The following is a 12246-nucleotide window of genomic DNA, read 5'->3' as shown; positions in this document are numbered from 1 at the left end:
AACCAACCGATGAGCTAAAAAAATCAGCGTTTAAGACATTTTTTATGCATAAATGCGCACATTATGTAATCAGCTTACGGTGAGCCTGCATTATTAGTTGCCCGTCGAGTCGATATTTTCTATTTTGTTTTTTGAGTTATAGTGCCACTGACCACGTATAAGCGAATGAGTTCAGCGGATGTCGGTGATGAGGAGGTTGTAAAAATGCCATTCTGGGGCAAATTACTGGGTCTGATTTTTGGTTTCATGTTTTTAAAAATACCCGGTGCGATACTCGGCCTCATTGTTGGGCATCTGTTTGATCGCGCATATAGTCAGGACTTCAATAAGCTGGGGGGCTTCGGGCGATTTTTTACCGATCAGTCCGGGCTGAAGCAACAGGCTATCTTTTTTCATAGCTTGTTTGCGGCATTAGGCCATCTGGCAAAATCAGATGGTCAGGTTACGCCGCGCGAGATTCAACTTGCCTCAGCGCTGATGGACGAAATGCAATTGCAGGGCGATGCCCGGCGAGAAGCGCAGCAAGCGTTCAGAGAGGGCAAAGCGTCCGATTATCCCATTACCGACACCCTGAAAACCCTTTATGACAATTGCCACGGGCGCCGCGATATCCTTCAGGTATTTCTGGAAATCCTGATTCAGGCCGCGTTTGCCGATGGTAATGTGACATTGGGCGAAAAGCGCGTGCTGGATAAAGTGGCCAAAGCGCTTGGTTTTAAAAAGCACGACCTGGATTATCTGATTACCGCTTATGATGCCCAACGTCGATTCCGACAGCGCGCCGGGGGTCAGCAACAGCAATCTCATTACGATGAGACGCATTCGCTTGCCGACGCTTACCAGATTCTGGGCGTGTCCGAAAAGGATGATGATAAAGCCGTGAAACGCGCTTATCGCAAACGGATGAGCGAGCATCACCCGGATAAACTGGCCGCTAAAGGTCTGCCTGAGCAAGCACTGGAAATGGCTAAGAACAAAACCCAGGATATTCAGGCCGCTTACGAAATTATTAAAAATCACCGGGGAATCTAGTCAGTGGGGCAGGCGCAGTTAACCGATGACAACCGGGAATTGATTGACAGTTTTATCCAGATGCTGTGGCTGGAAAAAGGCCTGAGCGACCATACACAACAAAGTTACCGTACCGATTTGACCAAGCTGGCCTTATTTAGTCAGCAGCAGTCTTTTTGCGCGATAAATCGCTTGAGTACAGAAATGATTCAGGATTATCTGTGGCATCGTCACGACAGCGGGCTCTCCACACGCAGCACACAGCGGTGCATGAGTGCGATGCGGGCATTTTTCAATTACCTTATCGCCAGCCATGTGCGGCCGGACAATCCGGTCTCGGTACTAAGTAACCCTAAAACACCACAGCGACTGCCGTCGTCACTAAGCGAATCGCAGGTAGAGGCATTATTAAATGCGCCTGACATCGACGATGAGATTGAGCATCGCGACCGGTGCATGTTGGAAGTGTTGTATGCAACAGGGTTGCGGGTGAGTGAACTGATCGGTCTGACGATGGAGCAGGTGAGTCTCGTTCAGGGCGTGGTGCGGGTAACGGGTAAGGGCAACAAAGAGCGCCTGGTGCCACTGGGTGAGGATGCCATGGACTGGATTGACAGTTATCTTCGCCATGCCAGGCCTGCTCTGGTAAAACAAACCAGCGATATACTATTCTTGAGCCGGCGAGGACAAAAAATGACGCGCCAGACTTTCTGGCATCGCATCAAGCACTATGCGGTGCGCGCCGGTATCACAGAGCACCTGTCACCGCACACGTTGCGTCACGCCTTTGCCACACACTTGCTTAATCATGGCGCAGATCTGCGTGTGGTCCAGATGTTGCTGGGCCACAGCGATTTATCCACCACCCAGATCTACACGCATGTGGCAACAGAGCGACTGCAGAACCTGATTCAGACGCATCATCCCCGAGGCTAACACCTTGGTGTTCAGTTATCCTGTGGTAGTATGCGTAAAAATTGAAAGTTAACAGTGAGATTACCGGTCTGTAGATTAAGTGACCGAGTAAGGAGAAATTGTGATTAAAAAACTGATTAGCATTCTGGCTCTTACAACGGCGTCGATAGGTGTCGTTCATGCGCAGGATGATGCCCTGAAGCAAAAGCTGGAAAATGTCCTGGGCATGAATGTAACCGCGCTGGCAGACTCGCCGGTAGCCGGGCTTAAACAGGCTACCACAGACCGTGGACTGTTTTATGTCAGTGATAACGGTCGCTATTTTATGCAGGCCCGTATTTTTGATATGCAAAACGGTATGCAAAATATTACCGAGTCTGCGCTGGCAGATATGCGCCTGGACGGTATCAAAAAGTTTAAAGATGATGCTATTCGTTTTGAGGCAAAAAATGAAAAGCATGAAATTACCGTATTTACAGATACAACCTGTGGTTACTGTCGCAAGATGCATAAGGAAATTGACCAGCTGAATGCGCTGGGGATTACAGTAAATTATCTTGCATTTCCCCGTAACGGGTTAGACTCACCGACCTATAAAGAGATGGTGTCTGTGTGGTGTGCCGATGATACGAAAGCCGCGCTGACCAATGCCAAACAGGATAAAGACATTGCGCCTACGCAGTGTGAAAACACCGTGGCAGAGCAGTATCAGTTTGGCCAGTCAGTGGGGGTTACCGGTACGCCCAATATCATTCTTGATGACGGCACCTTGATACCTGGTTATCAGCCAGCGGGCATGCTGTCGCAAGCTCTGGATGCCGAATAACGGCCAGCCACAATGTCAAGCAGCGCCGCTATCAAATCGGCGCTGTTCCTCCCCGGACAGTAGTCCCGCACACCATTTGTCGTTAAAATAGTGTCGCTATACTTCTTTTCTAATTTAAGCAAAATCGTAAAGGTGTACCTTCATGGGACTGGCAATTATCCGACGAGAACTACAGGCTGAGTCGCTGGGCGACGCGTTGCATCCTGTACTGGACAGGGTTTACCGTGGCCGCAATGTCGCCTCAGTGGATGAGCTGGATACCCGGGTTAACGCACTTTGTCATTATGAAAGTCTCAAAGGCATCGGACAGGCCGCGGCTATCCTTCATACGGCGATCGCCGAACAACAGCGTGTGGTCATCGTCGGCGATTTTGATGCAGATGGTGCCACCAGTACCGCCGTTTGTATGCTGGGGCTACGCCAGATGGGACTGCAGAATATTGCTTATCTTGTCCCTAATCGCTTTGATTTTGGTTATGGGTTAAGTCCTGAAATCGTAGATGTTGCCTGTGACGACGGGGCTCAGGTTATCCTCACCGTCGACAATGGTATCGCGTGTCTGGATGGCGTTAACCGGGCAAAGGCGCGCGGTGCCACCGTGGTTGTCACGGATCATCACTTACCCGGGGCAGAGTTGCCGCAGGCTGATGCGATTGTTAACCCTAATCAGCCTGACTGTGGCTTCATGTCCAAACATCTGGCGGGAGTGGGAGTTGCTTTTTATCTGATGCTGGCGGTCCGGGCCCGCTTACAGCAGCAAAAGTGGTTTGAACAACAAGGTATTACGCCACCGAATCTGGCTGAACTGTTGGATATCGTGGCTGTAGGCACCGTTGCCGATGTGGTGGTTCTGGATAAAAATAACCGTATTCTGGTGCACCAAGGCTTACAGCGGATCAGAGCAGGGCGTTGCCGCCCCGGTATTCGCGCACTGCTGGAAGTCGCTGGCAGACAGCCGGGGAATATCGGTGCGTCTGATCTTGGATTCGTGGTTGGCCCACGGCTTAATGCGGCAGGCCGGTTAGATGATATGGCGCTGGGCATAGAATGCCTGCTTTGCGAGGATGCCATGCAGGCGCGCTATATGGCGACCGAGCTGGATCGCCTGAATCAACAGCGCCGGACCATTGAGTCAGAAATGAAGGAGGAAGCCGAAGCGGCCATTGCTGCGGTGTCCGTGAACGCGTCCAGCCTGCCAGCGGGACTGGTGGTTTATCAAAAGGATTTTCATCAGGGCGTTATTGGTATTGTTGCAGGGCGTATTAAAGACAAATATAAACGTCCAACGATTGCGTTTGCTCATCAGGACGAAGATACCATAAAGGGGTCTGCCCGTTCGGTAAATGGTGTGCATATTCGTGATGTCCTGGAAGAGGTCAATATCCGCCAACCCGGACTTATTCCTAAGTTCGGCGGACACGCCATGGCCGCCGGATTAAGTTTGCCTTTGACATCGCTGACGGTTTTTCAGCAGACATTCGATGAGGTAGTTGCCACGCATCTTGCCCGCGTGGGTGACTCACATCATATTGTCACCGATGGTGCCCTCAATGTTGACGAGGTGTCACTGAGTGTGGCGCGTTTACTAAAGCAGGCTGTTCCATTCGGGCAGGGGTTCGAGGCTCCGGCTTTCGATGGTGTCTTTGAGATTGCCAATCAGCGGTTACTTAAAGAAAAGCACCTTAAACTGGCTCTGAAACTCGATTCGGGCGAAGAGGTGGATGCGATAGCCTTCAATGTGGATACATCGGTCTGGCCAAACTATCAGACCCGCTTAGTACAGCTCGTATATCAGTTAGAGGTAAACGCCTTTCGCGGGCAGGAAACGGTTCAGCTGATGGTGCAGGAGATCGCCCCCTATGAAAACTGATCCCAAAGCGCTCACCGACAAGCACGGTAGTCTGATCCACAGCGATGGTGTCAAAGTGGTGTCCCATGTACAGCGTGAAGAAGGTGAGTGGGTCCGGCATACAATCATGCTGGAGGGCTATGATGTACCTTTTATTTTTCGCCGCAAAGGCCATTACCGCACGTTAAAAGGCGCTACTGTTAATCTAACCTATTACCGGCATGAGGAAGATATCGCGGGTATTGCATTTGAACAGATGAAAGTTGTTCGTATCAAACGGGCCTGACAATCATGCCTGAAGCGCTTTGGCTCGACGCTTACGTGTTACACCGCCGCTCCTACCGGGAGACCAGCTACCTGGTCGACTTTTTTACGCTTTCACAGGGGCGGGTGTCCGCTGTGGCAAAGGGTGTCAAAAACAGTAAGTCGGAACGCAAAAGTTTGCTGCAACCGTTCGGCCCGGTGCGTATTCAGCTTTCCGGAAAATCAGAATTAAAAAACCTCAATCAAATAGAAAACGCCGGCCCCTCACATCGTCTGGCAGGCAAAGCGCTGTTCTGTGCCATGTATCTTAATGAACTGATAAACCGGGTCATGCCGGCAGGACTGGCCAGTGAGGCATTATTTACCCATTACCAGCAGGCGCTGGTTTTGCTCAGCGAACAACAGCACCCGGAAGATGTGGTATTGCGGCAATTTGAGTTCGCGTTGCTGGAAGAAATGGGGCTGTTGCCTGACTGGCTGAACGACGCGGCCAGTGACGAACCGGTGCAGGCGGGTCTGTGGTACATCTTTGTGGCTGAACAAGGCATTATGCCTGCACCGGCGCATATTCAGCGAGGACGGTTCCCCGGACAGGGCCTTATCGATATGGCGCAGGGCAACTGGACAACCCCGGCCCGTAAAACAGCTAAAATTATCACCCGGCAGGCACTGCACTTGTTATTAGGTGATAAGCCGCTCAAAAGCCGCGAATTATTTCGTTAAACCCTGCCGCCGCGCTACTTTTTTCGTTACACTGCTGCTTTAACTGATGGCATCGGAAGAGACGTGATGACTGACATTTTACTGGGTGTGAATATTGACCATATTGCGACGCTGAGAAATGCGCGGGGAACGAATTATCCGGATCCTGTGCACGCGGCAGATGTCGCTGAGCGCGCTGGCGCCGACGGCATTACAGTGCATCTGCGCGAAGACCGCCGTCACATTAAGGACAGAGACGTTGCCTTATTGGCGCAAACCATCAACACACGCCTTAATCTTGAAATGGCCATCACCGATGAAATGCTGGCGATTGCGGAGAAAACCCAGCCGGCCTTCTGCTGTCTGGTGCCCGAGAAACGCCAGGAGCTGACCACAGAAGGTGGCCTTGATGTGGCCGGTAATCTGACCCAGACAAAGGCCGCGTGCGCCCGGTTAAAAGACGCCGGGATCGCGGTTTCCTTATTTATTGATGCTGACCGGGCGCAGATTGATGCAGCACTGGAGTGTGGTGCACCTTATATAGAGATACACACCGGTCAGTATGCGGAAGCAAAGAATGACGCCCAGGCGCACAATGAGCTAACCCGGCTTAAAGCTGGCATACAGTACGCGCATGAGGCGGGCATCAGGGTAAATGCAGGCCATGGCCTTCACTATCATAATGTAAAAGCAATCGCGGCGATTCCTCAAATCATTGAACTTAATATTGGTCATGCAATTATCGCCCGTGCAGCGTTTGATGGCTTGCACAAAGCGGTGGCAGATATGCGCGCACTGATGCAAGAGGCCAGAATGGCCGCAATGGTAGCCGGTTAGTGGCAATTATTGGATTAGGCACCGACATCGTCGAGATTGCCCGAATTGAAAACACAATCAGACGCCAACCCCGATTTGTACAGCGTATTCTGACGCCAGCAGAACAGATGCATTATAAAGAGCATACTGATTCTGTGCGCTATCTGGCCAAGCGCTTTGCCGCTAAAGAAGCGGCTGCCAAAGCATTGCAAACCGGCATCGGGCGAGGGGTCTCGTGGCAGCATATGCAGGTGGAAAATGATGATAGTGGTGCACCTCATCTGATATTTTCACAGGGCGCGCTGACGGTGTTTGAAGAAAAAAAAGCGCGCAGTTGTCACCTGTCAATTTCAGATGAAAAACACTACGCGGTGGCCACCGTAATTATTGAATCCTAGGTATACAGGGCAGCTATGGTCAGTTTCTATAAACCTGCAAAAAAATCACGTAAACAACACACCATCAAAACGGTGACGGTGGAAAGTCTTGATATGCATGGTGTGGGCGTCAGTCGTTCACAAAGGCCTGTTATGTTTGTGGAAGGTGCGCTGCCAGGTGAGCAGGTACAGGCTAAAGTGGTAAACAGCCAGAAGCAGGTAAGTAAAGCTGTTACCCGGCATGTGGTTGAAGCAAGTCCGCTTCGGGTCGAACCCTTTTGCCAGTATTATGGCAGATGCGGCGGTTGCCAGCTTCAGCATATCAGTGCTCAAGACGCCCTGAGCGAGCGACAACAAGCCATGAGCGATTATTGGGCGCATCACCTGAATATCACCGATTTGCCCTGGCAACCTGCCATTACCGGCGCGCGCCCTGCTTATCGCAGAAAAGCCCGCTTTGCCGTTGATGCCCGCAATCCTAAGGCGCTTAAAATCGGCTTTCGGCAAACCAGCAGTAAAGCGATCGTTGATATTGAGACCTGCCCGGTGCTCGAGCATCGATTACAAGCGCTTATGCCAGCGCTTCGAAAGGTACTGACCTCGTTTTCAGCCTTGCAGCATATTGGACACATTCAGGCCTTATCCGGCGATAATGTCGCAGAATTTACTATTAAAGCGACTCGTGATCTGCCGGCAGCCCTGCGCGACGCATTGGTTGAATTTGCCGTCAGTGAAAAAGTAAATGTTGTGATTGAAAATGCGGCTGGCGAGATTGAAACCTTGCACCGTGAGGCTACGCTTATCTGTAAAACGCATGACGGATTTTATTTAACCCCGACCCCGAATGATTTCGTACAGGTAAATGCACAGGTTAATGAAAAAATGGTGTCGCACGCGCTTAACTGGCTGGCGGTAAACAAGAACGACACCGTAGCAGACTGGTTTGCCGGATTGGGTAATTTCAGCTTGCCTTTGTCCAGCCATGCCAGTCATGTTTACGCGGTGGAGGGCGTTGCGGCAATGGTGGAAAAAGGGCAGGCCGCCGCACAACAACAAGGCATTGATAATATCACCTGGCAGCATCTTGATTTAAGTGACGCTGGCAGCGTAAAAAATGCGTTAGGTCACGGCGTTACCAAAATACTACTGGATCCGTCCCGGGAAGGTGCTGCTGAGGTGTGCCGACAAATAGCACAGGCAAAAACAAAGCAGGTTTTGTATGTTTCTTGCAACCCGAATACTTTTACCCGCGATGCCAGAATTATGCTCGACGCAGGCTATAAGATTGAGAAAATCGGATTGATTGAAATGTTTCCCTACACCCGGCACCTTGAAGTTATGGCGCTATTGTCACATGCAACACATTAATTATTCAGCGAGTTGGTAAGCAATGGTATCAACACGGAAAGTCCACGAGCCCACACGTCCACCCTTTGAAATCTGGCTGGACAGCCTGGGGTTAACCGAGCAAACAAAGCAAAAGCTTCGTGATATCTCCAGCGCACCAGAACGGTTACTGGTGGGGCAGGAAATGGTCGAAATCCTGGCTCAGCTGAACATGGATGATAATACGCTACAGGCAGCCTTGGTACTGCCTTACTGCGAGCAGCATGCGTTGAACGAGGAACAGATCAAAACGCAGTTTGGCGTGGAGGTCGAAAAGCTCATTACCGGCGTGAGAAAAATGGATGCAATCAAGGCATTACACTCACGTCGCTCGGGCATGAAACAGGTGCCTGATGAACAGCATATTGACAGTATCCGGCGCATGTTGCTGGCGATGGTCGAAGATGTGCGAGCGGTAGTTATCAAAATGGCCGAGCGCATTTGTGCGTTGCAGCAGGTTAAAAAGGCCGATGAGGAAACGCGGGTGATGGTTGCCCGTGAATGCGCCACCATTTACGCACCGCTGGCAAATCGCCTGGGTATCGGCCAGCTAAAATGGGAGCTGGAAGATCTGGCATTCAGATATCTGCATCCTGTTACCTACAAGCAAATTGCCAGGCAGTTGGATGGAAAGCGTAAAGCGCGTGCCCAGTATATTGATAACATTGTCTGTGAGCTGCAGTCGCTGGTCGATGAGCAGGGAATAAAGGCCGAAGTCTACGGGCGCCCCAAGCATATTTTTTCTATCTGGAAAAAAATGCAGAAAAAACGGCTCACATTTGAGCAGTTGTTCGATATCCGGGCCCTGCGGATTATCGCAGACAGACTGCAGGATTGTTACGCTGCTTTGGGCGTGGTTCATGCTCAATATAAACATATTCCCCGGGAATTTGACGACTACATTGCAACCCCGAAAGCCAATGGTTATCAGTCGATTCATACTGTCATTGTCGGCCCTGAGGGCAAACCGGTTGAGATTCAAATCCGCACTCAACAAATGCATCAGGATGCCGAGTTAGGGGTGGCTGCCCACTGGAAATACAAAGAGGGTGGCAGCGGCAAGGGCAGTGGATCTGAAGATCGCATTAACTGGTTGCGTAAAATCCTGCAGTGGCAGGAAGAAGTTGCCGAGTCCGGCGATTTGGTTGAAGAATTGCGTAGCCAGGTCTTTGATGATCGGGTGTATGTGTTTACCCCAAGGGGCGATGTTATCGACTTACCACAAGGCGCGACACCGCTGGATTTTGCGTACTACATTCACAGCAATGTCGGACATCGTTGTATTGGTGCCAAAGTCAACGGTCGTATCGTGCCGTTCACCTACCAGCTGCAAAGTGGCGATCAGGTCGAGGTTCACACCGGCAAAGCGCTGAACCCCAGCCGTGACTGGATGCACCCGGGACTGGGTTATGTGCACTCCTCGCGGGCCAGAGCAACCATCCATTCGTTTTTCAAAAAGCAGGACAAAGAGAAGAATCAGCAGGCCGGTAAAGAGCTGCTGGAACGTGAGCTACAACGGGCTGCAGTGCCGCTGAAAATGGCCTCACGGGCGACTAAAAAATTTAACCTGCAACATCTTGATGATTTACACGCTGCCATAGGTGCGGGCGATGTACGGGTAATGTCTGTGGTGCATTTTCTGCAACAGCAGTTGAGTCCGCCTGAGCCAGAACCACAAATCAGCCCTAAACTAAAAACCCGGCGTAGCGCAGGCTCTAAGGGAAAAAGCGATACCGTGGTGGTTGAAGGTGTCGGGCACCTGATGAGTCAGTTAGCAAATTGCTGCAAACCTGTACCCGGTGATGACATTGTCGGCTATATCACCCAGGGCAGAGGCGTGAGCGTCCATAAAACGGCCTGTGAACAACTACAGAATTTGAGTGAACAGCATCCTGAACGACTGATTGAAGTAAATTGGTCAGACTCACTGGAAGTTGGCTTTGAAGCCATGCTCATTATCTTTTGCGCTGACAGAGATGGCATGCTTCGAGACATTACGACAGTTCTGGCAAACGAGAATGTTGCATTATTAAGTGTTAACAGTGCCAGCGACAAACCCCGTCAGACCGCCACCATCGATATTTCGGTTGAGGTGAAAACATTAGAAGCGCTGACCCGTGTGATGACGCGATTGCGTCAGCTAAAAGGAATCACGGATGTACAGCGAAAAGCACAGTAAGACAGATAATACCCAGCTCAATCGTCTGCTGGATATCATGGCCCGGCTTCGAGCCCCTAATGGCTGCCCGTGGGATAAAAAGCAGACCATGGCGTCACTGACCCGGTATACCATCGAAGAGGCCTACGAGGTAGCGGACGCTATTGCCAGTAACGACAGTGAAGCCGTGCGGCAGGAGCTGGGTGACCTGCTGTTCCAAATTGTATTTTACAGTCAGATAGCCAGCGAGAACGGCACGTTTGATTTTGAGTCTGTGGCTCAGGCGATTGCTGACAAAATGATTCGACGACATCCTCATGTATTTAGCGACACGCCGGTGGATGAGAATGATTTGAGTGCACAATGGGAGGCCATTAAAGCCTCTGAAAAAAGTCGCTCATCTCACTCTGACAGTATTTTTGATGACATACCTTCAGGCTTGCCAGCATTGAAGCTGGCCCACAAGGTTCAAAAGCAATGTGCCAAAGTCGGCTTTGACTGGAATACTGTTCAACCTGTGATTGCCAAAGTCCGGGAGGAAATTGACGAAATCGAGGCGGAGATCGACGCGCAACAGTTTTCTCAGCAACGTGTTGAAGAGGAAATCGGCGATGCATTGTTCGCCATGGTCAACCTTGCCAGGCATTGTAATGTTGATGCCGACGCAGCTCTGCGCCAGGCCAGTCATAAATTTACCACCCGGTTCAGACATATCGAACAGCGCGCCAGGGAACAGGAGCTCTCTCTGCAAGCCCTTGATTTAACAGATCTCGAGCAGCTATGGCAAGAGGCTAAAGCGGCTGAGAAAAACGCTGACTAAATTCTTTGTGTGACGCCTCGGGGGTTGTCGACCAGCGCGGTGAGGCCCACTCATAAGAAAGAATCGGATTGGTCAGCTGATGTTGTTTTCTGTCCGGTTCCATTATCAGCTGCTGCGCTTTGCGGTGTTCGGGGATGCTTTCAAACAGCTTCTGTAGACGGCCGGATGCCAGCAGCGCTAACAATCCTTTTTTCAGACGTCTGGCTAACTCGGGGCGCTCAGGATTCACAAAAAAGTATTCGTAGCTGGGATAGGACAACAGGTGGTTTTGCTCTATCACAATGTTCAGTGAAGCGTGGTGAGCTAAATCACGATGAACTTCAATGATGTTACGCGGAAAGTAAGTCACCATGTCCTTTTCGACCATTTTATACATGGTTATGTACCAGCTGCTCCACGGCGCCCCGGCAACGTTGAACTTGTGGGCAGAGAGGATATGGTAATCCGGCCAGTCCCCGCCCTGAACGGAAGGGAATTGTTTTAGTCTTTCCAGTGTCATCGTTGCCGGCAATGAAGGTTGACGCTGAGGCGCGATGGTCAGAATCCGCTGACCACCAGAACCCTGTAGCAACGGAAATCGCACGGGTATCAGCGACCTTTCCAGGTCATCGCTGGTCACGCTCCACATTACATCGGCTTTTCCGTCCTGCAGTAACTTGATCTGCCGGCTCTGGGTCAGCTCAAACGGATGCGCCTGAAGCACGTCATGGTTATTTTTTTCACGGCTAATTGCCAGGGCTTCGCGCAAGACTGTGATGTGGTATTTACCATAGTCGTCACCAGAAAATGCTTTGGTAAATATCACGGTGTCAGATGATTGCTGACGGGCGGATTGAACCGGGGTGTTTTCGACGGCACGGGCCTGGCAATTCGGCGCGAGAACGAGCAGTCCAAAAAGTAAAAATCCCTTTAATGGCATGGCCTGAGGCTCTTGTTCGAGACAGATTTGACACCCTAACGATTTTTTTAAGCTTTACCAGTTAAATTTTCGCATTTAAGGGTTCGCTTTTTATGCAAAACCTGTATAATTCGCGCCCTGCCCAGTTACACCCACCTTTGGGAAGGTGGAAGAATCAACAGGCTCGAAGGGGCTTACGGATTGATTTTAGGTGATTCCAATTA

12 protein-coding genes are annotated in these 12246 nt (G+C 50.8%); 11 read left to right on the top strand and 1 reads right to left on the bottom strand.

Features of this window, described 5'->3' with window-relative positions; translation table 11 throughout:
- The first annotated feature begins 204 nt into the window (after positions 1-204).
- From djlA to mazG, 11 genes are all read left to right on the top strand, one after another.
- Positions 205-1032: a co-chaperone DjlA gene (gene djlA, locus HHX48_RS09105; protein WP_191024709.1), complete on the top strand. Its 828-nt coding sequence runs from the start codon at positions 205-207 to the stop codon at positions 1030-1032.
- A gap of 3 nt (positions 1033-1035) precedes the next feature.
- Entirely contained in the window at positions 1036-1947 is a 912-nt protein-coding gene (xerD, locus tag HHX48_RS09100) for a site-specific tyrosine recombinase XerD (RefSeq protein ID WP_191024371.1), read from the top strand.
- A 100-nt stretch (positions 1948-2047) separates the two neighbouring features.
- The gene (gene dsbC / locus HHX48_RS09095; protein WP_191024369.1) at positions 2048-2752 is read left to right on the top strand and encodes a bifunctional protein-disulfide isomerase/oxidoreductase DsbC; all 705 of its coding nucleotides are present in this window, start codon (positions 2048-2050) and stop codon (positions 2750-2752) included.
- Positions 2753-2894: 142 nt separating this feature from the next.
- Positions 2895-4622, top strand: a complete 1728-nt coding sequence (recJ, locus tag HHX48_RS09090) for a single-stranded-DNA-specific exonuclease RecJ (RefSeq protein WP_191024367.1) — start codon at positions 2895-2897, stop codon at positions 4620-4622.
- The gene (locus HHX48_RS09085; RefSeq protein ID WP_191024365.1) at positions 4612-4887 is read left to right on the top strand and encodes a hypothetical protein; all 276 of its coding nucleotides are present in this window, start codon (positions 4612-4614) and stop codon (positions 4885-4887) included. The genes recJ and HHX48_RS09085 overlap by 11 nt, the downstream gene beginning before the upstream one ends.
- A gap of 5 nt (positions 4888-4892) precedes the next feature.
- Positions 4893-5588, top strand: a complete 696-nt coding sequence (recO, locus tag HHX48_RS09080; protein WP_191024363.1) for a DNA repair protein RecO — start codon at positions 4893-4895, stop codon at positions 5586-5588.
- Positions 5589-5654: 66 nt separating this feature from the next.
- A complete protein-coding gene (gene pdxJ / locus HHX48_RS09075; RefSeq protein ID WP_191024361.1) occupies positions 5655-6404 on the top strand; it encodes a pyridoxine 5'-phosphate synthase in 750 nt (249 codons plus the stop codon).
- Positions 6404-6781: a holo-ACP synthase gene (gene acpS, locus HHX48_RS09070; protein WP_191024359.1), complete on the top strand. Its 378-nt coding sequence runs from the start codon at positions 6404-6406 to the stop codon at positions 6779-6781. The genes pdxJ and acpS overlap by 1 nt, the downstream gene beginning before the upstream one ends.
- A gap of 15 nt (positions 6782-6796) precedes the next feature.
- Complete coding sequence (rlmD, locus tag HHX48_RS09065; protein WP_191024357.1) at positions 6797-8128, top strand: 23S rRNA (uracil(1939)-C(5))-methyltransferase RlmD; 1332 nt, start codon at positions 6797-6799, stop codon at positions 8126-8128.
- Between the two features lie 22 nt (positions 8129-8150).
- Positions 8151-10325, top strand: a complete 2175-nt coding sequence (relA, locus tag HHX48_RS09060) for a GTP diphosphokinase (RefSeq protein ID WP_191024355.1) — start codon at positions 8151-8153, stop codon at positions 10323-10325.
- Entirely contained in the window at positions 10303-11124 is an 822-nt protein-coding gene (gene mazG / locus HHX48_RS09055; protein ID WP_191024354.1) for a nucleoside triphosphate pyrophosphohydrolase, read from the top strand. Before relA ends, mazG begins: the two co-directional genes overlap by 23 nt.
- On the opposite strand, the gene HHX48_RS09050 is transcribed toward mazG, so the two are convergent.
- Positions 11096-12043, bottom strand: a complete 948-nt coding sequence (locus HHX48_RS09050) for a hypothetical protein (RefSeq protein ID WP_191024352.1) — start codon at positions 12041-12043, stop codon at positions 11096-11098. The two genes, mazG and HHX48_RS09050, sit on opposite strands and share 29 nt — an antisense overlap.
- Positions 12044-12246 lie beyond the last annotated feature (203 nt).

Origin of the sequence: Salinimonas profundi (assembly GCF_014750655.1) — a bacterium.
In the GTDB taxonomy this organism is placed as follows: Bacteria; Pseudomonadota; Gammaproteobacteria; order Enterobacterales; family Alteromonadaceae; genus Alteromonas; species Alteromonas profundi_A.
The sequence above is the reverse complement of the archived record's forward strand: the minus strand, read 5'-3'. Positions and strand labels throughout refer to the sequence as shown.